Here is a 21,137-nt window from a genome sequence, read left to right as displayed (position 1 = left end):
CTTCGTCGTTCCGGTGAGTCTGTCGGACGGTACCGACTTTCACCGCATCGGCTCCCTTTTCGCGCCGGGAGAAGAGGGGGTGTCACTGACCGTCTTCGAGTCCGTCTGCTCCGGTCTTGGTATGGGGGAGAGTCCGACGCGATGAGCGCGGAGAATCCGACGGGACGGCGACCGATCGAGAAGGAAGCGACAGCCCTTCCGCAGCGAACCGGACCTCGACCGGTATGGCACGATCAACCCATGCCCGGCTCACTGCACGCCTATGTCGTCGAAGGAACCCGTCTCCGAGTGGATGTGGTCTCGGATCAGGGGGCGACTCTCTCCCTTGCGGGGGAGTTTACCGATCTCGAGCCGGTGACGGAGAGCGGTGGCGTTCTCGAGAGCAATCCTGCACTGCGCAGCAACATGTGGGCGTACGCCAAGACCTGGTACCGCGCCCGGATGACGTCCAATGCCGAGGCTCTCGCGCATTCGGATCCGGCCGAGCAGAAGGCAGCTCTCCAGCAGGTGGAGCAGGAGCGGCGGACCGCACAGAAGGTGGCCGAGACGTACGCGAAGACGGCGCAGTGGATCGCGGACGTCGCAGACGACGTCTCGCTGCTGGACGTCCAGCACGGATGGTGCTCGTCGTGCTTCTTCAACACCGAGCACCGGAAGTCGAACCGTCCCGCGGGGCAGCTTCCCGTCTACGTCTGCCAGGGCTGCGGATCCGCGACGCTCCCGTGCGTGGCTGTGGGCTGCGGCAACATGGCGGTGCGCGAGCGCGGCGCTCTGCGCGTCCCCCAGTTCTGCGCCGAGCACAAGCACGAGATCCCGGGCTTCGAGAAGGCCCAGGGGAGCTTCGGCGAGCTGCACGACTACGAGGCCTTCCTCGAGTACGAGAAGCCCGACCTCGACGCGACCTCGAAGATCATCGTGGGCGGCATCGCTGTCCTCGCGATGGCGGCGCCGGTCGCTCTCCTCGCCGCTCCCGCCATCGGCGGCGCGATCGGCTCGCTCGGCGTCTTCGGCGGATTCACCGGCGCAGCGGCGAGCTCACACGGACTCGCGCTGCTCGGCGGCGGCACCCTCGCAGCGGGCGGGCTCGGCATGGCCGGCGGCACGGCGGTCGTGACGGCCGTCGGAGCGGCGGTGGGAGGTGTCCTCGGGGCATCGGTCGCGAACGCCTACCTGAGCGAGGACAAGTCGTTCCAGATCGAGCTGCTCCGTCCGGGAACGGGCGGCGTCCCCGTGGTCGTCGCTAACGGGTTCCTCACCGACGGTGAGGGAGAGCGGTGGGGCAAGTGGAAGTCGATCGTCGACTCCCGCTACCCGGACTCGCCCGTCTACCGCGTCCGATGGGGGTCGAAGGAGTTGCGGGATCTGGGGGAGCTCGCCGTCGGCGCAGCAGGCAAGGGCGTCGCCATGGGGCTGCTCAGAGGAGCGGCGGCGCTCGGGCACAAGGCGGGGGCGAAGCTTCTCGGAGGCGTCGCCGGGCCGGCGATGATCGCCTCGGACCTCGCGAGGAACCCCTGGCACGTCGCGAAGAATCGCGCCGACAAGACGGGCGTGATCATCGGTGATCTGCTTGCACGCACGAACGCGGAGTCGTACGTGCTCATCGGTCACAGTCTGGGAGCGAGGGCGATGGTCGTCGCCGCGCAGTCCATGGGCACGAAGCCCGGAGGGCCGCGGATCCAGGCCGCACATCTCCTCGGCACCGCGATCGGAGCGAAGAGCAACTGGGACTCGTTGACTGCCTCGGTCGACGAGGCGGTCTACGGCTACTACTCCCGCAACGACGCGATCCTCAAGTTCGTCTACCGGACGGCTCAGGCCGGTGAGACGGCAGCTGGTCTGGTGGGCTTCATCCCCGCGTCCAGCAAGATGCAGAACATCGACGTCTCGGATCGTGTCCAGACGCACTTCGAGTATCAGGACAACGTCGAGCTCCACGACGCCGTCTGAGCGGTGCCGGGCGGGAGGTCGGTGACCTCTCGCCCGCGATCAGTCGATCCGCTGGTCCTTCGTCCATTCGCGCAGGACTCGCCGACGACCGCCGGCTCGGCCGTTCGGCCCTCGAGCGACGAGCGCTGTCCGAGCTAGCGCCCTTCCCCACCCAGCCGCTCACTCATCCCCGCGACCTCCTGCCACGCCCCGGTCGCCCGTTCCTCCGCCGTCGCCTCCAGCAGCAGCGCGGTGAGCCGCTCCCGCAGCCGTAGCTCCGCCCCGGTCATCGCGCTCTCGTGCCCTCGCGCGAGGAGGTACGAGTGGGCGTCCGTCGCGAAGGCGGCCAGGGCGTCGAGGAAGATCTCGAGGAGGCGTGCGGCCTCGCCGACGCGGGACGGATCGCGGGGCACCGGCAGCATCGGCACGAGCCGCAGCCTCCCCTGCCAGAGGCGCTCGTCGAGCGGATCGGCGAAGAGGGTGAGCGCGGTCGCGAGCGTTCCTGAGGCGGAGGGAGGGAACGCGCGACGGACGTCGTGGACGATCTCGTGGAAGTGGTCGTCGGTGAGGCCGAAGCCGACGAAGAGCAGGTGCCGGGTCGCGAGCGTGGCCTTCACGATTGACGACAGGGCGCGGCGGGAGGAGTCGAAGCCGAGGTAGTCGTCGCGCGTCAGGACGATCGAGGACGGGTCGTCGACGGTGCCGTGGAGCTTGAGGAGCCAGCGCTCGTGGTCGCCCTCGTGGTCGCCGGGGATGACGGCGCGGGGGACGCCCGCGTCCTCGGACGCCGTCTCGAAGAGGCGGTCGTAGTTGAGCGTGATGGCCTGCTCGGAGTCGATCGCGGTGAGGAGCGCCGGCGCGAGACCGTACCGCTCGAGGGATCCGATCTCACGGGCGACGGCCTCGGCGAACCGTCCGGGCTGCTCCTCGTCGAAGAGCGTCGCGAGGTAGGACGCCTGGTCGAGCACGTTCTTCCCGCTGAGGACCGCGGACGTGTCGGAGTCGAGTCCGATCTCGCGGCCGAGCTCCTCGAGCAGTCCGTCCCAGGAGGGGCCGCCGGCGCTGACGCTGGTCCCGGCGCCGAGGAAGGGCACGAGCCGGCGGCGACGGGCGCGCTCGGCGAGGCTCTGCGCCTCCTCGAGGGCCGGAGCCTCCAGCTCGGGCCAGGACGTCGCGGGATCGAGTCGCCGCCTGGACTGGGCGAAGGCGTGGACGTCGGCGCGGAGGGTGACGATCGCGATGTCGACCTGGAACGCCTCGGCGGCCTCCCGCAGCACGCGGAGCTGGTGGGCGAGCACGGCGTCGCGGAGGGTCCCTGATCCGCCTCCCGCCGTCGCGAAGAGCGGCACGGCCAGGAGCGGCAGCGGCCGCCTCGTGCGCCGATCCCTCGTCGCCGTCCGCGCGGCGACCTCGACGAAGGCCCGGAGGCGGCGGGCGATGTCGGCGAGTCCTTCGCTGTCCTCGGCGTCGCGCACGGCGTGATCGGGGACTGCGGTGAGGACGGGAGTGGGCTCGCCGTCGCGCGGCGCGAGCGGCAGTGCCGCCTGTCGGCCGTCCGAGAACTCCGGAGTCAGCGCGGCGCGTGCGCGATCCTCCAGCTGCGGGACCCCGCGCCAGAAGTCGGTGAACGAGAGGAAGCGGTCCGTCGGCAGGAGCCACGCGTCGCAGGCGAAGTGGAGGAGGCTCCCGCGGGTGACGAAGAGATGAGGTCGAGGCACGGCCTCTTCCTATCAGCATCGCTCAGTCGCCCGGGAGGGCTCGTTCTCCGCGTCGAGAACGAGCCCTCCCGGGCGACTCGGTGCAGACGGCCGGGAGTCACGCGAGCATCCGATGCCGATGTGACGCCGGCGTCAGCGCCCCAGCACTCCCGCGTACACCGCCAGGTACTCGTCGACCATCCGATCCACCGCGAAGCGGCGGCGCGCCGTCTCTCGCACGGCCGCGCGGTCGAGGAGTCCGACCCGCTCGACCGCGGCGACCGCCTCCGACAGGGAGCCCACCGCGTACCCGGTGACGCCCTCGTCGATGATCTCGGCCATGGATCCGCGGCGGTACGCGATCACCGGCGTCCCGCACGCCGTCGCCTCGACGACGGAGAGGCCGAACGGCTCGTCGAAGCCGATCGGGTGCAGGAGTGCGAGCGCCCCGCCGAGGACGAGGGCGCGCTCCTCCGGCCCGACCGAGCCGCGGTAGACGACGCGCGTCCCGTCGACGAGCGGCTCGACCTCCTCGCGCCAGTAGCGCTCGTCCTGGACGATGCCGCAGAGGAGGAGTCGGCGCCCGGCCGCGGCGGCGATCCGGACCGCCTCCGCCGTGCCCTTGTCGGGGTGGATCCGGCCGAGGATCACGAGGTCCTCGCCTCCGGATCCGGCGGGGAAGCCGTCCACGTCGATCCCGTGGTGCACCGTCGCCGCGTAGTCGAGCTCGGGGGAGCGGTCGCTGTCCGAGATCGACACCAGGTGCGCGGTGCGCGGATGCCGCAGCGCCTCGCGGTAGGCGGGCAGGATCTCGGGCCCCGAGAAGCCGTGCACCGTCGTCACGAGTGGCACGGGCCACTGCGCCGCGAGGGCGAGCGGCAGCCAGTCGAGGTGGTTGTGCACCAGGTCGAACTCGCGGGCGCGGTCGAGGACCGCCGCGATGTGCAGCGCCTCCCAGACGCGGCCGTCGCGGCCCGACTCGGCGTAGCCCGTCGGAGCGACCGACTCGAGCGCGGCCGTCGTCACGGAGTCGCCGGTCGCGAAGAGCGTCACGTCGGCTCCGCGGCGGACCAGCCCCTCGGTCAGGAGGCTCGCGACCTGCTCCCACGGCCCGTAGTGGCGCGGCGGCGTGCGCCACGCGACCGGCGCGAGCATCGCGATCCGCAGCCCGGCCGCCGGGTCCCCGGGTCCTATGGTCATCGGGCGGCGACGGCCGCGGGGGCCGCCGGGACGCTCGGCCGCGTCGGCTGCAGGCCGGCCCGCCGCACCACGAGCGAGGTGTGCAGGGCGGCGATCGTCGACTCCGCGCCCCGGTTCTCGTTGCGCCCCTGAGGCTCCAGCCCGTCGTACCCGGCGCCGGAGAGCGGATCGACCATCACGGTCGCGGAGTCGTTGACCCCGTGGAACCAGGCCCAGCAGGAGGCGAGGCCCTCGCGCCAGAGCGGATCCTCGTCGAGCGTCAGGGCGCGGGCGCACGCGGCGGCGATGGCGGCGACCTCGATCGGCTGCTGGTCGAAGAGCACTCCGAGCTCGTCCGGCCCGCGGCCGGCCACGCCCGTCACCGAGAGGCGGCCGTCGCGCGATTCGAGGCCCAGCAGGAAGGCGAGGGCAGCGAACCCGCGCGCGAGCAGCGGCGGATCCTGCAGCGCCTCGCCGGCCGCCAGGAGCGCCTCGGGGACGCAGCCGTTGGCGTAGCGCAGGCGCGCCTCCGGCCAGGGCCAGGCCTGATCCGTGCAGGAGAGGAGCATCGGCGCGGCGTCGTGCAGCAGCTGGACCGCGACCAGCGAGTGCGGGCGGACGGCGACGACCTCGACCGCGCCGAGCACCGCGAACGTCATGGCGCGCAGGTCCGGCGAGCGCTCCTCCGCGAGGTGGAGGAAGAGCCGCATCGCGCGGCGGCGGGTCAGCGGCAGCTCGGCGTGCGCGGCGACGACCCCCGCGGCCCAGACGCTGCGGCCCCACCAGTCGCCGAGCGAGGAGGCGTCGGCCCACTCGCCGTCGGGCGACAGCCGGTTGTGCACGGTGCCGTCCGGCTCGGCGGCCGCCTCGAGGAAGCGGAGGTACTGCTCCGTGAGGCGACGGGTCCGGAACGTCTGCTCCGGCTCCTGCGCCACCACGATCAGGGCGCGCGAGACGTCGTCGACGCAGTAGCCGTGCTCGGGACGGGGCGCGTCGAGCAGCGCGTGCTCGTGCAGCCCGCGCTCGTCGGTGAGGGCGTCGAGGTGCTCGTAGGGGAGTGCCGTCGCGAGGGCGGGCCCCGCGGTCACGCCGCGTGCTCGATGCGGAGGCGCTCGACGAGATCGAGGTAGAGGCCGGCGGCCGCGGGCCAGGAGAGGGCGGCCGGAGCGGCTGCGGGGGCGGAGTCGGCGAGCACCTCGCGCAGCGCCGCGGCCATCGCAGTGGGGTCCTCGTGCGCGACCGTGCGGCCGCGGCCGTTCCCGAGCAGCTCGAGAGCGTGGGGGAACTCCGTCGCGACGACCCGTCGTCCGGCGGCCAGCGCCTCGACGAGCACTCCGGAGGTGACCTGGTTGCGGGAGTCGTAGGGCAGCAGGACGGCGTCGGCGTCGGCGACCGCCGCGGCGAGCTGGAAGGGATCGAGGTAGCGGCCGTCGAGCACGACCCGGTCCTCGAGCCGCAGCTCGGCGATCAGGTCGGCCAGCGACTCCCGGTAGGCCTCGCCGGCGTGCGCGACGACCTTGGGGTGCGTCTGCCCGTAGACGGTGTAGTGGGCGGAGACGCCGGCGTCGCGCAGGTCGGCCATCGCGCGGATCCCCCACTCGATGCCCTTGCCCGGGCCGATCAGGCCCCAGGTGATGATCTGCGGATCCGCGGCGGCGGCGGGGCGGGCGGCCGCGTTCCAGACGGGGACGCCGTGCGCGATGACGACGACGCGCGAGGCGTCCACGTCGTACCGGCGCTCGAGGATCTCGGCCGCGACGGCCGTCATCACCACGACCGCGTCGGCGAGGGAGGCGACCCGCTCCAGCACGAGGCGCTGCGAGGGGGTCGGCGTCTCCAGCACCGTGTGCAGGACCACGATCACGGGCACGGCCAGCCGCTCCATCAGCGCGATCACCTCGTCGCCGTCGGGTCCGCCGTAGATGCCGTACTCGTGCTGGATGATCGCGACGTCGCAGGAGTCGAGCTCGGCGGCCGCGCGGGCGGTGCTCGCCGGGTCGCCCGCGACGAGCTCGGCCACGACGCTCGTGCCGGGCGTCGATCCGGGCACGGCGAGCTCGTCCATCACGCGGACGGTGCGGATGCCGGCGCCGTGGTCGTCGGCCAGTGCTCCGCCGAGGGCCTCGGTGAAGGTCGCGAGCCCGCACCGCGTGGGCGGGAAGGTCGACAGCAGTCCGACGGTGGTGCCGGATCGCCGGTGCGCGAGGGGGAAGGGGGACTCCATGCTGACTCCAGCCGCGGGGAGGCGGAGCCTTCCCGGGGAGGGCGGTCCGCGAACGGGCGAGACGACTGCCGGGCGGCACCCCTCGCGGGATCCGTGTCGGATCCGGTCCACGGCCGGAGGACCGGGCATGAGTAGCGTCACCCTAGTGGGGGTGGATGACGATCCGGGGTCGCCCGCGGCGAGGCTTCGCGCACCGACCATCAGGGCGCTGGCTTCGGCGAACGGGGGCGGCGGCCTCGATGACGGCCACCAGGAATACGGCCGCGGCGGCGTCGACGTCGACGCAGCGGCGGATCAGGAGGCCGGCGCCGCGAGTGGCGTCCTCGCGGCCGTGCCCGGCGGGGAGGACCTACTCGAGGAGGAAGGCGCGCCCGTTGATCAGCAGCGTGTCGCCGTCGGTCGCGGCGAGAACGCCGAACTCGTCGACGGAGCGGGTGGAGTCCCCGGCGGTGTCCGAGGTCGCGGCGACAGCGGGAGTGGCTGCGGCGGCGGTGAGGAGGAGCCCGCAGGCGAGTGCGGTGATCACGGTCGTGCGGTTCATCGGCGTCGTCCTTGGCGTCGTGGTGGGCCGCTTCTCGTGGAGGCGGCGGGAACTGGTTCCGAGCCTAGGGCGCCGAGCCCGTCAACGCCCTGGGTCGTTCCTTGGGTTCAGCTATGAAGTACCGTGCAGCCATGCCCTGGGGACGCCTCTACTTCGCCGTGCAGGCCCTCGGCGGAGTGGCCTGGTGGGTCGCCGTGGCGCTCGTCCCCGCCGTGCGGATCGCGACGCTCGGCAGCCTCGATCCCGTCCCTGTCGCGGCTCTCGACCTCCCGCTGTTCGTCGGCGCCTCCGCTCTCGCCGCCACGGGCGTCCGCTGGGCGGCCGTCACCGCGACGGCCTGGACGCTCCTCGTCGCGGTCGCCCTGGCCGTCTGGGCCACCCTGACGGGGGAGGCGGGCTGGGGCGTCGTCGCGATGCTCGCCGCGGCGGGCGGCTCCGTCGTCGCGGCGTGCCTGCTCCTGCTCGGCCGGGTGCCCACGCGCTGGATCGCCTCCGGTCCCTTCACCTTCCGGGTCGCGACCGCTGGCCGCCGACCCGGATCGCACCTCGCCGCGACCCTCGGGCAGATCGCGGTGTTCTGGGGAGGCGCGCTGGTCGTCGTCCCGCTGGTGATCGCCGCGCTGGAGGAGCGCTGGGGCGTGAGCCTCGGAGCGGCACCGCCCGCGGTCGTCGGCGTCGGCGTCCTGCTGCTGGTCGCGGCGAGCGCGCTCGGGATCTGGTCGGGGCTCACGATGTCGCTCCTCGGCGACGGCACGCCGCTTCCGATCGCGATGACCAGCCGGCTGGTGATCGCCGGCCCCTACCGCTGGGTCCGCAATCCGATGGCGGTCGCCGGCATCGTGCAGGGAGCGGCGGTCGGGCTGCTGCTCTCGTCGTGGCTGGTCGTGCTGTACGCACTCCTCGGCGCCGTCGTCTGGAACCGGGCCGTGCGCCCGCTGGAGGAGGCGGACCTCGCCGCCCGCTTCGGCGCCGACTTCGAGCGCTACCGCTCGCGCGTCCGCTGCTGGGTGCCCCGCCGCCCGGAGCCGCTGCCGCGCCGGGGGTAGCCGCTGCCGCGGTGCGCTCGCCGAGACGTCCCGCTACCGCCGGGACACCGCCGCCAGGCCGGCGTCCCGCCGACGAGGGCGGTGTCTCGAGGCGCGGTCCGCTCCTCCGCCCCCACAACGCGCCTCTCGCGACGTCGACGCGCCTCGCCCGCCGAACTCGTCACTCCGCGGTGCGCCCGCGCCCGACCACCGCGGCGACCAGCCCCGCCGAGACCGCGGCCAGCGCGACCAGCACCCCGCCCACGCCGAGCGCCCCCGCCACGAGCGGAGTCGCGAGCGCCAGCGCGACACCGGGGAGCGCCCGGCGCGCGGGCATCGGCTGGTGCTCGCCGAGCGGCGCGTGCACCGCCCACAGGGTCAGGACGAAGACCGCGACCGGCACCGCGACGGCCGCGCCGATCACCGTGTCGGACGCCTCGAGGTGGCCCGCGGTCGCAGCGACGGCCGCCTCCAGCCCGGATCCCAGCGCCGCGAGGGCCGCGAACGCCGCGAAGTGCGCGTAGCCCCAGCGGTAGGAGAGGCCGCGCCGCCGCTCCAGCAGCTCGCCGGAGGGATGCGAGAACGACAGCCACCACAGCGCGAACACGATCACCAGCCCGCAGGCCGCGACCAGCACGAGCGAGGTGCTGACGCCCGCCTCCGTCACCGCCCGCTGCACGCCCATCACCGCCGCGAGGACGCCCTCGCCGAGCAGGATGATCGTGAACAGCCCGTACCGCTCGGCGACGTGGTGCGGATGCCAGTTCGCGTCGCCCGCCCGCTGCGCCCAGAGGGGCACCGCCAGCTCGCAGGCGACCAGGAGCAGGAAGCTCACCACCCCGACCTCCTCGGGCAGGAGCAGCCGCAGCAGCCAGCCGACCTGCACGATCGAGAAGCCGACGGCGTTGCGCACGGCGGAGGTGCGGTGCTCCGGAGTGGACACGGCGACGCGGATCCACTGGCTCACCAGCGCGAACCGCATGATCGCGTAGCCGATGGTGATCGCCCGGTAGTCGCCCCCCTCGAAGCCGGCCGGGACGCCGGCCGCGAGCACGAGGACGCCGCCCATCTGGGCGAGGGTCAGCAGCCGGTAGGGCACGTCGTCGGTGTCGTAGCCGGAGGCGAACCAGGTGAAGTTCATCCACGCCCACCAGATCGCGAAGAACACCATGCCGAAGGGGAGGAGCCCCTCGGCGAGGTGCCCCTCCTCGGTGGCGTGGGCGAGCTGCTGGGCGATCTGCGCGATCGCGACGACGAAGGTCAGGTCGACGAGCAGCTCGAGCGGACTCGAGACGCGGTGCGCCTCGTCGATCGCGCGCGGCTGCATCCGCACGCGGAGGGGGTGCGTGGGGGAGGCGGGCATGCGCTCATCCTGCACCCGGAGGGCCGCTGCGCGAGTGCCGCGCCCGCCTCCCGCGACCCTCGGCGCCCGCCCTCGCACCGAGTGTCCAGAAGTCGTCGCACTCGAGCGCGAGTGCGACGACCATCGGACACTCGCGGGCGGCTGGACCTCGCGGGGCCGGGCTCACACTCGCCGGGTACGTCGCAGCCGCGCCCCGCCCCGCGCAGGACCCCCGCCTACGATGGGTCGGGATGTCCCCCGAATCCGCGCTCGCCGCCCCGACCCGCGCGTCCCCGGGCGCCCGGCGGTCGCGGCGCGGGCCGCTCCTCGGGCTCGCCCTGGTCGCCGTCCTCGTGGCGACGCGCCTGCTCGCCCCGGACGCGGCGGGCGACGCCCTCTCGGACGCGGTGCGCGACTTCCTCACCCTCTCGATCAGCGTCGTCATCGAGTCGCTGCCGTTCGTCTTCCTCGGCATCGTCCTCTCGATCGCGGTGCAGCTGTGGGTGCCCGAGGCCGTGCTGCTGAGGATCCTGCCGAAGCGGGCGCTCCCGCGGCGGCTCGTGATCTCGCTGCTCGGCGTGCTCCTCCCTGTCTGCGAGTGCGGCAACGTGCCGCTCGCGCGCGGGCTGATCGTCAAGGGCCTCTCGGTGTCGGAGTCGATGACGTTCCTCCTCGCCGCGCCGATCGTGAATCCGATCACCATCGTCACGACCTACCAGGCCTTCGGCTGGGCCGACGGGATCCTCGTCTGGCGCATCGTCGGCGGCTTCGCGATCGCGAACCTCGTCGGCTGGATCTTCAGCCGCCACTCCGAGCCGATGAGCCTGCTCACCGACCGCTTCCGCGCGGCGTGCGAGGCGGGCGAGCGGCCGTCCCGCTCCCTCCGCGACCGCTCCCGGCGCAGCGTGCTGCTGTTCGCCGAGGAGACCGGGGCGATGATGCCGGCGCTGTTCGTCGGCGCCGCCATCGCGGGGCTGATCCAGGTCGGCGTCTCGCGCGACGTGCTGACCACGCTCGGCGGCGACCCGCTCTGGTCGGTGCTGGCGCTGATGGTGCTCGCCTTCGTCATCTCGATCTGCTCGAACGTCGACGCGTTCTTCGTGCTCTCGTTCGGCTCCACGTTCCTGCCGGGAGGCATCATCGCGTTCCTCGTCTTCGGCCCGATGATCGACGTCAAGATGCTCGCGCTGCTGCGCACCACGTTCTCGGCCGCGACGCTGGTGCGCGTCACCGTGCTGGTCGCCCTCGCCGCCGCCGTGCTGGGACTGGCGGTGAACTATGCGCTCTGAGCGCCTCCTCGCCCGCTGGAAGGGCGTCGTCCTCAGCCTGATCGGCGTCGTCTCGACCCTGTGGCTCGCGGCGACCGGCCGGCTCGGCCTCTACATCCACCCCCGCTACTTCGAGTTCTCGGTGGTGCTCGCCGTGATCGCCGGAGTGCTGCTCATCGCGGCGTTCGCGGTGGTGCCGGGAGCGGAGGAGGACGCCCACGCGCACGAGGACGACGTCGAGCACCCTCACGCCCCCGCACCCGCCCGGCCCTGGCGCCGGGGGGTCGCGGTAGCAGCCGGAGTCGCGGTGATCGCCTCCGCCGCCGTCGCCCTGCTCGTGCTCCCGCCGGCCGCCCTCACTGCCTCGACCGCGACGCAGCGCGAGGTCAACACCAGCGCCGTCGACGCCTCCGTGACCGCCGCTGCGCCCACCGGCGACACCGCCTCCTTCAGCGTGCGCGACTGGGCGACCCTGCTGCGCCAGGGCGCGAGCGAGCAGTTCCTCGCCGGCCGCACGGCCACGGTGAGCGGGTTCGTGACCCCCGACGCCTCCGACCCCGAGAACGTCTTCTACATCGCCCGCTTCGTCGTCACCTGCTGCGCGGTGGACGCGCAGCCGGTGGGCGTGCCGGTCTACCAGGCCGGCTGGGCCGACACCTGGTCGGAGGGGCAGTGGCTGGAGGCGAGCGGCGGCTTCGGCGCGAACCCGAGCGTGACCAGCGCCGAGGCGGTCGTGCTGGAGCCGGAGGCGCTCACTCCGATCGACGAGCCGGCGATGCCGTATGTCTACTGAGCGCGGCGCGACTCCCGAGCGCGGCGCGTCTCCCGGCGGCGGCACGTCGGCGCAGAGCGAGCGACGGGCCGGAGGCGGCGCGCGGCGGGCTCCCGGCCTCGACTCCGCAGGCGCCTCCCGCTTCCCCCGCCTGTTCTGGGCGGTCGTCGCGGTGCTCGTCCTCGCGGTCGGAGGCCTGACCGCCGCCACTGTCGCGAAGGGGCCCCGGGTCGCCGCCCTCGAGGTCAGCACCGACGGCGTGGTCGAGCGCGACGGCTCCCGCGCCCGCCTGCACCTCGACCAGGCTCTCGAGCCCGACGCACTCGACCGCGTCCGCGTCGCTCCGGACGCCCCGCACACCGCCGAGCTCGACGGCGGCGTGCTCACCGTCACGTTCACCGACACCCTCCGCTACGCCACCCGCTACGAGATCGAAATCGACGACGCCCGCAGCGCCGCGACAGGCTCGGCCGCCGACGTCTCCGCCTCCTTCACCACGAAGGACCCCGACCTGTTCACCCTCGACCGCACCGCCGACGACCCCTCGCAGCCCGACGCCGTCCGCGTCCGCCCGCTCTCCGGAGGCGACGCCCGGGTCCTCGTCACGGCCGACCGGATCCAGGACTACGCCGTCGTCGGCCCGGTGCTGGTCGTCGTGACCATCGAGCCGGACGACACGAACCTCCTCCGCACGGTCACGCTCGACACCGGTTCCGAGGGCGTGATCCCGCTCCCCGGCCCCGGGACCGTGCGCGAGCTGCACTCCTCGCCCGAGAAGGGCGTGCTCGGCTGGACCTTCACCGGGCAGGCGCCGTCGGGCCCGCTCGACCGCGCCCTCTACTCCTACGACCTCACCGACCAGAAGGCCGAGGCGGTCCCCGTGGTCGGGATCGACGGCGGGCCGCTGCGGGCGCGCGACTGGATGTTCGTGCCCGGCACCACCTCCGTCGTCACCCACTCGCTCGACGACACGGTGCTCCTGCTCGACCTGCTGACGCCCGGCTCGATCAGCCCGCTCGGGCAGCACGCGGAGCTGCGCGGATTCGTGCCCGGCGCGAACCGGCTCGTGGTCGCCGATCCGGAGTCGGGCTCGCTGATCGACCTGGCCGACGGCTCGGTCGAGACGCTCGCCCTCCCCCCGGCCGACGTGAGCGCGACCGCGTCGCCCGTGCAGATCCTGCTCCTCGACTCCGGGAGCTACGTCGAGCTCGAGGCCGAGTACGCGCCAAAGACGGGGGCGACCCAGTACTCCGTCGTCCGAGTCGACGCGTCCGGCACCTCGGAGGTGTTCCGCACCTCGCCGACGGGGCGCATCCGCGGCGTCTGCCTCTCGCCGAACGGGCAGTACCTCGCGGTCGAGACCGTCTCGGTCGAGGGCCGGCCGGACGACTACCCGGGCGAGCCGGGCTTCAGCGCGACCTCGACCGTGCTCGTCGACCTCGGCACCGGCGACACCGCGCGCAGCGTCAACGGTCGCTCACGCGACTGGTGCGCGTAGGGGGCCGGTCTGACGACCGGCTCGTCGACGTGACTGATTGCTGGCGGCTCGGAAGTACCGGATCGTTCAGCAGATCATCGAGAACGACCAGCGCGCCGAGCTGAGCGTCGCGGACCGCACCGCCGCGTGGGCGCAGCTCGCGTTCGAGGGCGTCACCGCCGCAGCGATCGCCAAGCGCACCGGCACCAAGACCGACGCGGTTAAGAAGGGGCTTGCGGTCGCGGAGTCCGCGACCGTCACGTCCGTTCTCCACGAGCACGAGCTGACCCTGACCAGGCGGCGGTGCTGTTGGAGTTCGAGGTCGACGCCGAGGCCCGCGCGACCCTGATCGAGGTCGCCACCCACGACCCGGCCCAGTTCGAGCACACCGCGCAGACCCTCCGCGACGAGGCCGCGCACCAGGCGCTCCTCGCGGCGACCGCCGCCGAGTACACCGGCAACGGCTTCCAGATCCTCACCCGCTCCGACGCCTACGGCGACCAGGCGACGTGGACGCCGGTGCGGCAGCTGCGCGGCGAGGACGGGAAGAGCGTCACTCCCGAGCAGGTCGCGGCCGCTCCCGGCCGCGGAGTGCTCATCGACACCAGCTGGCGCGGCGAGGTCGAGGTCACGCTCCTGGTTCAGGACCCGACCGCCGCCGGATTCACCTACGCCTACGGAGCCCCCGAGCAGCCGCAGACCGAGGAGGAGGCCGAGGAGGAGAGTGCCGAGAAGTCCGCGGAGCGGAAGGTGCTCATCGCCAACAACAAGGCGTGGAACGCGGCCGAGAAGGTGCGCCGCGAGTGGATCGCGACGTTCCTCGCCCGCAAGACCCTCCCCAAGGACGCGGATCGCGTCATCGCTCTCGGTCTCACCGCTCACCGGTTCGCGGTGTCCTCCGGGATGACGGGCGGCAGCGACCTCGCCCACGCGCTGCTGCGCATCGAGCGCCCCTCCGGCTACCGCGCCGACGCCCTCGCAGCGCTGGTCGAGGCGAACCCCGCGAAGGCACGCCTGGTCGCGCTGGCCGTCGTGCTCGGAGGTCAGGAGGCGCACACGAGCAAGGAGTCCTGGCGCCGCGGCGACGAGCGCACGGCCGAGCACTTCCGCCAGCTCGCGGCCTGGGGATACGCGCTCTCCCCGGTCGAGCAGGTCGTCACCGGCGACAGCACCCCCGCCGACGCCGCAGGGCTCAGCTAGCCCACCCGGCGGAGACCGGCTCGCGCCGGTCCCCGCCCCCTCCTCTTCTCCCACTGCTGCACAGGAAGGCCCGACCATGACCACCACGACCACCGCACCCCGCCCCGCCCACCGCTTCGACCCGTACCAGGAGGACCAGACGCTGCGAGCGGCCGAGGTCGCCGTCGACGCCGCGGCCGCGTCCGGCGACGCCGACGCGACCGCCGCCGCAGCGCGAGCGCTGATCGTCGCCGCGGCCGCCTACGGCTGGCGGCCCACCGCGACCGCCCTCGTCTTCACATACGAGACGACCGGCCACATCGCCCACGTCTGGGGACTGTGGAAGGTCCTCGACGCCGGCCGGCAGGTCCTCCGCGAATGGGACGAGGAGCCCGGCGACATGACGGACGAGTCCGAGGAGGAGCTGATCGCACTCGACCTCATCAGCAACCGCCGCGCGACCCTCGACTACACCGACTTCGGAAAGCCCATCGGCTCCACGACCCTGATCCTCCACACGCTCACCTTTTGAGCGCGTGCGCGGGCCGACCCGAAACGGGCCGGCCCGCACGAGGGGGAGAGCCCCCTCGACCCCCCCGGTCACGCGCGTGGAACGGCCACGCGCGCTCGAGCGGTAGTCAGCGGCGAGGACGCGGCTTGTACTTCTTCCCCGCCCGGATGTTCCGGTTCTCGATCACCCCGACGACCGCCAGGCCGGCGGCCACGGCGACGATCAGTACCCACCCGAGCACGTTGAACCACTCAACGGTGAACGCCGCGTACGTCTGCTCGCCGGCGATCGCGAAGAGCATGAACGACAGCCCGAACCAGACCATCCCGTTGCTGATCAGCGCAGCACGCGCGAGCTTGGTCCGAGGCTTCGACATGCGCCCACCCTCCCACCGGACCCTGGACGTGTCCACGGGGTGCAGACGCTCAACCCCCGGACGCCAGATCGCCCAACAATGTCGCTGCTGTCGCTAGGATGAATGATCGTCAGGTCGCCGGTTTCCCCGTCGACTCGTCATCGTGACCCGGCTCGAACACATCGAGAAGGGCTTTGATTGTCTGCGGGCTCCGCGGGGCCCCCGGGCCATTGGCGAGGTCCTCCGCTTTGAGAAGGTCGATCACTCGCCGCGAGTCGGACTCTTTCACGTCGGCGCCGAGCCGCACGGGCGGCACCGCAACTCGCTTGCCGGTGATGAGGACGATAGTCGGTGTCACTGTCGTCGCGCGTGTCAGACCGCTCTCGCCGTTCGTGTAGAACCGGTACTGCCACGAGACCGTCGCGCCCTCTTGAAGTGCGGGGTGGTCGTCGCTCAGGTTCATCGTCGGAGCGCGACCCTCAAGAGCCCAGAGACCCCAACTCAGCGTGTTGGGGTCCGGTTTGGGATCGAGGTCGAACTGGATATCGCGGATACCGATGGCGCCGTGCAGCGCGTGTGCCGTGATCACCAGGAAGGGCGCGTGCCACAGCTCGCCGTCCTTTAGATAGTTCGTAGATCCGTTGGTCGAGTCAACTACCAGTCGAGAACGGTGGTTGAAACGATCGACAGCCTGCCAGCCGAGAGAGCCAGCGCTTAAGAGCAGCGCGAGAAGCGCGATCCAGTCCACCCGGCCAGCATCCCATCCGCCAGCGTTAGCTCGCTCACGGAAGCGGGTCGAGGAGGTGCGGTCCGTTGTTGCGGACGCTGTTGACGTCGCGGGACACCTCGTAGTGCTCGAGGTCGTGCGCGACCGCGTAGGACTCCCGGTCGAGCAGCTGCATCAGAGCGTCGCCGTCGAGGTGCCCGCCGAGCCAGTCGTCGTACCCGTTCGGCGTGATGCACGCCGGCATCCGGTCGTGGACCTCACCCGGCGCCACATGCGAGTCCCGGGTGATGATCGCCGTCGACAGTCGCCACTTCTTTGGATCGTCCTCGTCCTTCGAGGGGTCCGGCCACGCCGAGACGATGCCCGCCATGGCGAAGGCCGCGGCGGGCTCGTAGATGAAGTGCGGCTGCTTCCCCGTCGCGCTCCCGCACGACGGTCACCGGCGACGTCGGCGCCACGGTGTAGTTCGGGCAGAGCCCCCCGAAGTCGGCCGAAACGAGATCTGGGAGCAGAGCCGCCGTGGAGTCCTTGACGACGAACCGACCACACATCGGCGGACCAGCGGCGTCCTAGTCCTTGAACTTTGAAGCGTCAGCTCCGAGTGCATTACATGCGGCCAGCACTGCTAGGAACGCCTCGGCGGCGCCTCGCATGTCGTTCTGCTGAGTGCGCAGCTTCGCCTCCGCGAGCTTGATGCCGATCAGATCGACACCCGTGTATTCGTAGCCCAAGATCGCGTACTTACCCACGCGAGTGAGGTCGTTCCTGTCGTCCTGTTGGGCAGCCTCGGCCTCCTCGATCATGTTGATGATCGTGCGCTGTTCTCGCGACAGTTCTTCTGCGGTCATGGCTCGCAGCTTAGCCGGGCACCGCGAAGGGCCGGCAAGACCGGGAAGAGGGCACCGCTGCCGCCTAGACGACCTCAGCCGGTGATCGAGAGGGTCCCGGCGACCTCACGGAAACGTGAGTCCGCAGCTCCCTTGGGGGGGCCGATCGTGAGCTGGTAGTACGCGCCCGACGGGGCTTGAATGCTGATCACCGCTTCCGGGAAAGGCTCACTCCCGAACGACGTTCCGTCATTCGTGTGGACGGCCATCGCCGCGTACTCGGCTCCAGGTACATCGAGTCGGTAGGACTGTTCCGCTCCGCTAGCCCACGAGCCGTCCCAAGGGCTTGAGGTGAACTGTTGCAGGTTGATGGATGCGAAGACACCCGGCGACGACGACCCAGCGATTGCCGCGCCGGCGTACTCCGCCGTGCTCGGATCCGATGCGTAGCCCTGATCGCTTTCATCACCCTCGCTACCCGAATAGCTCTCGATGTAACCCGCCGGCACGCCGAACCGAAGCGCGCCGTCTGGAGACGTGACGGGCTTCCAGCCGGTAGGTAGTTCTGCTGTAAAACCAGTCAGGGGTGCCAGATCGAAGACCGCCGGACGGGCCGTCTCGACGGGAGACGCCGAAGGCTTAGGACTGGCCGACGCGCTCGAGCTGGACGTCGAGGCGGCCGTCTCTGGCAGCGTGCTGCTGCCGCTACTGCACGCGGAGAGGCTTGTCGCCACACCGATCGATATGAGCGTGACGATGATGGTCCGGCGTCGCATTCTTCCCCCAGCGAATAAGCAGTCAGCAAACGACGCGAGCCTACTGAGCATCGTGCTCGCAGACGGCCGCGACCTCGCCGGGCAGTGTCGCCCGCTGGCCGTCCTAGACGCTCCGCGCCGGCGCGACCCGCTGCACGGATCGCGCGTGCAGGACGAGGAAGCCCGCCGCTGTCGCGACGCCCTGGACGCGAGCGATGTCGGCGCGGCCATCGTTCCGACACGGCGACTGGAAACACCCACCCGCCGTCCTCACTTCGCCTTCTTCCCGCGCTTCTTGGTTATCGGTGGAGGCTCGGCTCCCACCGATAGCGCCCTCAGTGCGAGAGCGCGCTTGCCCAGGCCACCGGAGCTGCACATGGCGACCAGAGGGATCACGAACTGATCCAACAGCCGCGGCGCGACGAAGGCGAGTACAAGAAGGCCGGCGCCGATGGCGACCACCGGCGGCCCGAACGGAGCGAGCGACGTCAGGAGTAGTCCGTAAGAGGTGAGCTCGGCGGTGGCGGAGATGAAGGGGTGCATGGAAGTCCTCGATGCCGGCACGAGAGCCCGCGTCGTGCCAGGTCGATGACTGGTGAGTCGATGACTGACAAGGCTTCCGCACCGGAATACACCGAGCGAGTGGTTTCGGCGCAGCGCCGCGGGGCGCTGAGCATGTCACTCGTCGGTCTTCGGGGAGGAAGGTTCTCGGCCCTGGACCACCCGGGTCCGCCGATCCCGAAGGCGAGCCCGTCGCGCTTCGAGGTGGTCTGCACGCCCGGCGCTGACCTCCTGGGTCAGTCCACCGGTGGAGCATCAAGCTCCGTGCGTTGGGTCTATTCTCCCACACGCACTCGCCCTCGCGGCTGGGAACTAGCCGTGTGGGCGGCGTGGCGTTTGACAATGCTACATATAGGGGTTGTCTGGATAGTGATCCTGACGGGGCGGAAGCCGCTCTGGTTCTTCCCCTCAGATGTGTACCGATAGGGGATCGTTCACCGGGTCTGCTGCAAGGGAGAGCGGTCGGATCGATCCGAGTCAAGGGGACGCGCCGTCAGCTGGCGGGGGAGACGTCCGGTGCGACGGTTTCCGGGAAATCTGCTGGTGTGTGCGCCGTCTCGTGGGTGAGGGTGTCGACTGACCAGGTGCCCGCGTGCAGCCGTAGCGTCGCCTCCTGGGGGAAGGAGTAGGCGTACTCCGGAGCCGCTTCGCCGGTCTCGTACGGACTCCGCTGAAGGGTGGTGCTCTCGGTGAACGTCACCGTGGCCGAGTCGCCCGTGATCTGCACCGAGTTCAGCGCCACCTGGGTCTCGAACGCGGTGAAGGATTCCCCGAGCTCGAGGTAGTGGTCCCGCTGAGCGCGCAGTCGGGCGTCGTCCTCCATGACCGCAGCAAGTCGTTTCGGCGTCGAGGTCGACTCCGGGACGCCGAGGCCGGTGAGCTGCGGCGATCCCTCGACCAGGCTCTGAGCGTTCCGGTGCTCGAGGTCTGCGATTAGTGCCGTCGAGATCGCCTCGTTCTGCGACGACGAGGACGCGAGGCCGACGACCACCGCTGCACCGACTCCCGCAACGCACACAGCGCTCAGGGCTATGACAAGCACTCTGGCAGGACGCACGGCTCTCTCCTCGCGGGAAGCCGATGACCGGCTGCCGCGAGCATATCGACCACGGTGGAACTCTCGCCGCCGAGGAATCTTCTGGTCAGCAGTGTCCTGGCCCCCGTGTGTAGCAGTGGGAGGACCGGCATTCCGGCCGTCCCGAAAGAGGATCCTGCTCCGGACGTTAGCTGGTACCGCGTTGGGTCGACTCGGCCAGCGCAGGGTCGCGGACTGACCGCCCATCGAACCCGTCGGGCCGGCGTTCGAGGAACGGATCGCCCGCGCGCCTGATCACGATGCCGCTTCGAGGGTCGACCTGCCTGAACTGGCGGTAGAGCCCTACCGTCGTCGTGTACCCGCGAGCAGTCTCGCGGCGACCCTTCAACCGGCTGGCCATCAGCAAGAGAAAGCCTGCACAGGCGAGGACGACTCCGAGCATGAAGGCTGCCCATGCGAACGGGCTCTGCCAGGCGGCGCTCGATCTTGTCGCAACGTAGATCACCAAGGCGAGCGGAACCAGGGGCGCGGAGCTCATGAAAGCGATCAGCGACCAGGTGCCAAGCCGATATGCGCTCGCACCGGGAAGGAGGTGAACTTTTTCTCCGAGCTCCATCGAGAACCCGCTTGGTCGAATCGGCCTCATGCGTCCATCATCGTTCACCCGCTCGGCGGGTGAGTCTCTCGAAGCGAGGTCATCCTGTGAGGGCAGCTACACCTCCTGCTGTGATCGCGAGCGCTGCTGCGCAAGCAAGGACCACGAGGCGACGTTGATTCATGTCCACATTGAACCGCATCGCCTGTCGGGGAGGATCACGTCTTGAAGGCGACCGCCGACCGGGTGTCCGATAGAGGATGGTCGACCGGGCGTCCGCTCCGGGCGTGATGGATGTGAGTGCTCCTTCTCCCGCTCGCGACGCCAGTCGACGAAGACCGCGAGCGACACAATCGCCAGCCCGATGCCGAACGGGATACTCCAGCGCTCCTGCGTGACGAGGCCAACAATGACGAAGACCGCGCCGAACACCACCCCGAAGACTGCTCTGCTCACCGTCCAGGCTTCGACGTCTACAAATCCGAGCCGAAGCAGGCGAGCGATCCTCCGCCAGATCGAGGGTTTGGACGACGCACTCATGTGGTGACAGTAGGACACGTTGCGGCAGCTTCGCTCACGGGCCCGGTGACCGGTGGTCGCCGGGTCGGTCGAGCTACCTACTGGAATCGCGAGTCCCGTATGAGGATCGTTCACTGGGCCGCTGGGCCGGCGGTGCTGCTCTCGGCCGGGCTGTGCGTCGCGGCCGAGAGCAGGGCGGCACCGGTGGCCCCCGCTGGTCTGTCGCGTGCTGCGTTAGCGAAGTCCCCATTTCTCGACCGCACCGCCACAGGCCGCTTGTCCACAGCGCTTGACGCTCCGGCTGCAGATTCGGGCTAGCAGCTAGCGAACGCCGCGGGCACGTTCGTAGCACCGGTAGAGCACGATCGCGCCGACGGCTGACACGACGAGTCCGATCAGAAAGCCCACGACCAGGACCGGGCTGAGCTGGCCCCCGGTCTGATTCAGGTCTGCACGAACACCGGCCTGAAACCCCAACACCGAGCAGATCAAGGCGATCACGACACCCGACGCGAGCAGGTTCAAGCCCTTGAGTACTTCCACCATGACCACCCCCGGTCGCGAAGCTACCGCAGAGTCTCTCGCTTGAGACCCCGCCGTCCCGTGTGGGGATCGTTCAGC

Annotated in this window: 24 protein-coding genes; 8 read left to right on the top strand and 16 right to left on the bottom strand. The window is 71.1% G+C overall.

Annotated elements, in window-relative coordinates; translation table 11 throughout:
• The first annotated feature begins 354 nt into the window (after nt 1-354).
• Nucleotides 355-1,947, top strand: a complete 1,593-nt coding sequence (locus C5D36_RS05525) for a DUF726 domain-containing protein (RefSeq protein ID WP_219812384.1) — start codon at nt 355-357, stop codon at nt 1,945-1,947.
• A 134-nt stretch (nt 1,948-2,081) separates the two neighbouring features.
• Here the strand turns inward: C5D36_RS05525 and C5D36_RS05520 are convergent, their stop codons facing one another.
• The 5 genes from C5D36_RS05520 to C5D36_RS05500 all read right to left on the bottom strand — a co-directional run bounded on the left by C5D36_RS05520 (nt 2,082) and on the right by C5D36_RS05500 (nt 7,567).
• A complete protein-coding gene (locus tag C5D36_RS05520) occupies nt 2,082-3,644 on the bottom strand; it encodes an SIR2 family protein (RefSeq protein ID WP_104295370.1) in 1,563 nt (520 codons plus the stop codon).
• Between the two features lie 132 nt (nt 3,645-3,776).
• On the bottom strand, nt 3,777-4,823 hold the full coding sequence (locus C5D36_RS05515) for a glycosyltransferase family 4 protein (RefSeq protein ID WP_258062871.1): 1,047 nt from the start codon (nt 4,821-4,823) through the stop codon (nt 3,777-3,779).
• Nucleotides 4,820-5,890, bottom strand: a complete 1,071-nt coding sequence (locus C5D36_RS05510; protein WP_181072780.1) for a glycosyltransferase — start codon at nt 5,888-5,890, stop codon at nt 4,820-4,822. The genes C5D36_RS05515 and C5D36_RS05510 overlap by 4 nt, the downstream gene beginning before the upstream one ends.
• Nucleotides 5,887-7,026: a glycosyltransferase gene (locus C5D36_RS05505; RefSeq protein WP_104295368.1), complete on the bottom strand. Its 1,140-nt coding sequence runs from the start codon at nt 7,024-7,026 to the stop codon at nt 5,887-5,889. The genes C5D36_RS05510 and C5D36_RS05505 overlap by 4 nt, the downstream gene beginning before the upstream one ends.
• A gap of 349 nt (nt 7,027-7,375) precedes the next feature.
• The gene (locus C5D36_RS05500) at nt 7,376-7,567 is read right to left on the bottom strand and encodes a hypothetical protein (RefSeq protein WP_104223384.1); all 192 of its coding nucleotides are present in this window, start codon (nt 7,565-7,567) and stop codon (nt 7,376-7,378) included.
• A gap of 131 nt (nt 7,568-7,698) precedes the next feature.
• On the opposite strand from C5D36_RS05500, the gene C5D36_RS05495 reads away from it, so the two are divergent.
• The gene (locus C5D36_RS05495; protein ID WP_104295367.1) at nt 7,699-8,613 is read left to right on the top strand and encodes an isoprenylcysteine carboxylmethyltransferase family protein; all 915 of its coding nucleotides are present in this window, start codon (nt 7,699-7,701) and stop codon (nt 8,611-8,613) included.
• A 160-nt stretch (nt 8,614-8,773) separates the two neighbouring features.
• On the opposite strand, the gene C5D36_RS05490 is transcribed toward C5D36_RS05495, so the two are convergent.
• Nucleotides 8,774-9,955 (bottom strand): low temperature requirement protein A, encoded by a 1,182-nt coding sequence (locus tag C5D36_RS05490; protein ID WP_219812579.1) that lies wholly within the window; start codon nt 9,953-9,955, stop codon nt 8,774-8,776.
• A gap of 230 nt (nt 9,956-10,185) precedes the next feature.
• Here C5D36_RS05490 and C5D36_RS05485 point away from each other — a divergent pair, with 230 nt between their 5' ends.
• The 6 genes from C5D36_RS05485 (at nt 10,186) to C5D36_RS05460 (ending at nt 15,162) form a co-directional block, all read left to right on the top strand.
• The gene (locus tag C5D36_RS05485; protein WP_104223382.1) at nt 10,186-11,223 is read left to right on the top strand and encodes a permease; all 1,038 of its coding nucleotides are present in this window, start codon (nt 10,186-10,188) and stop codon (nt 11,221-11,223) included.
• Nucleotides 11,213-11,995 (top strand): TIGR03943 family putative permease subunit, encoded by a 783-nt coding sequence (locus C5D36_RS05480; RefSeq protein ID WP_104295366.1) that lies wholly within the window; start codon nt 11,213-11,215, stop codon nt 11,993-11,995. Before C5D36_RS05485 ends, C5D36_RS05480 begins: the two co-directional genes overlap by 11 nt.
• Nucleotides 11,985-13,472 (top strand): hypothetical protein, encoded by a 1,488-nt coding sequence (locus C5D36_RS05475; protein WP_104295365.1) that lies wholly within the window; start codon nt 11,985-11,987, stop codon nt 13,470-13,472. The genes C5D36_RS05480 and C5D36_RS05475 overlap by 11 nt, the downstream gene beginning before the upstream one ends.
• Nucleotides 13,473-13,509: 37 nt before the next feature.
• On the top strand, nt 13,510-13,800 hold the full coding sequence (locus tag C5D36_RS05470) for a hypothetical protein (protein ID WP_104295364.1): 291 nt from the start codon (nt 13,510-13,512) through the stop codon (nt 13,798-13,800).
• Nucleotides 13,755-14,651 (top strand): hypothetical protein, encoded by an 897-nt coding sequence (locus C5D36_RS05465; RefSeq protein WP_146083712.1) that lies wholly within the window; start codon nt 13,755-13,757, stop codon nt 14,649-14,651. The genes C5D36_RS05470 and C5D36_RS05465 overlap by 46 nt, the downstream gene beginning before the upstream one ends.
• 76 nt (nt 14,652-14,727) lie before the next feature.
• Nucleotides 14,728-15,162 carry a hypothetical protein gene (locus tag C5D36_RS05460; protein WP_104295362.1) on the top strand — a complete coding sequence of 145 codons (435 nt, stop codon included), beginning with the start codon at nt 14,728-14,730 and terminating at the stop codon, nt 15,160-15,162.
• A gap of 106 nt (nt 15,163-15,268) precedes the next feature.
• On the opposite strand, the gene C5D36_RS05455 is transcribed toward C5D36_RS05460, so the two are convergent.
• The 10 genes from C5D36_RS05455 to C5D36_RS05420 all read right to left on the bottom strand — a co-directional run bounded on the left by C5D36_RS05455 (nt 15,269) and on the right by C5D36_RS05420 (nt 21,062).
• Nucleotides 15,269-15,517 carry a hypothetical protein gene (locus C5D36_RS05455; RefSeq protein WP_104295361.1) on the bottom strand — a complete coding sequence of 83 codons (249 nt, stop codon included), beginning with the start codon at nt 15,515-15,517 and terminating at the stop codon, nt 15,269-15,271.
• Nucleotides 15,518-15,626: 109 nt separating this feature from the next.
• A complete protein-coding gene (locus tag C5D36_RS05450) occupies nt 15,627-16,244 on the bottom strand; it encodes a hypothetical protein (protein ID WP_104295360.1) in 618 nt (205 codons plus the stop codon).
• A gap of 34 nt (nt 16,245-16,278) precedes the next feature.
• Nucleotides 16,279-16,593: an SOS response-associated peptidase gene (locus C5D36_RS05445; protein ID WP_258062870.1), complete on the bottom strand. Its 315-nt coding sequence runs from the start codon at nt 16,591-16,593 to the stop codon at nt 16,279-16,281.
• A gap of 199 nt (nt 16,594-16,792) precedes the next feature.
• Nucleotides 16,793-17,071: a hypothetical protein gene (locus C5D36_RS05440; RefSeq protein WP_146083711.1), complete on the bottom strand. Its 279-nt coding sequence runs from the start codon at nt 17,069-17,071 to the stop codon at nt 16,793-16,795.
• Nucleotides 17,072-17,145: 74 nt separating this feature from the next.
• Nucleotides 17,146-17,826, bottom strand: a complete 681-nt coding sequence (locus tag C5D36_RS16560; RefSeq protein WP_146083710.1) for a hypothetical protein — start codon at nt 17,824-17,826, stop codon at nt 17,146-17,148.
• A 249-nt stretch (nt 17,827-18,075) separates the two neighbouring features.
• Nucleotides 18,076-18,348: a hypothetical protein gene (locus C5D36_RS05435; protein ID WP_104295357.1), complete on the bottom strand. Its 273-nt coding sequence runs from the start codon at nt 18,346-18,348 to the stop codon at nt 18,076-18,078.
• Nucleotides 18,349-18,859: 511 nt separating this feature from the next.
• Nucleotides 18,860-19,357 carry a hypothetical protein gene (locus C5D36_RS05430; RefSeq protein WP_146083709.1) on the bottom strand — a complete coding sequence of 166 codons (498 nt, stop codon included), beginning with the start codon at nt 19,355-19,357 and terminating at the stop codon, nt 18,860-18,862.
• A gap of 232 nt (nt 19,358-19,589) precedes the next feature.
• Nucleotides 19,590-20,018, bottom strand: a complete 429-nt coding sequence (locus C5D36_RS05425) for a hypothetical protein (protein WP_146083708.1) — start codon at nt 20,016-20,018, stop codon at nt 19,590-19,592.
• 159 nt (nt 20,019-20,177) lie between these two features.
• Complete coding sequence (locus tag C5D36_RS16555) at nt 20,178-20,537, bottom strand: hypothetical protein (RefSeq protein WP_146083707.1); 360 nt, start codon at nt 20,535-20,537, stop codon at nt 20,178-20,180.
• 300 nt (nt 20,538-20,837) lie between these two features.
• Nucleotides 20,838-21,062, bottom strand: coding sequence for a hypothetical protein (locus C5D36_RS05420; protein WP_146083706.1), 225 nt, complete (start codon nt 21,060-21,062; stop codon nt 20,838-20,840).
• Between the last annotated feature and the right edge of the window lie 75 nt (nt 21,063-21,137).

This window comes from Rathayibacter sp. AY1C6 (assembly GCF_002931535.1).
Taxonomy (GTDB): Bacteria; Actinomycetota; Actinomycetes; order Actinomycetales; family Microbacteriaceae; genus Rathayibacter.
This window is presented reverse-complemented; position numbering and strand designations above follow the sequence as displayed.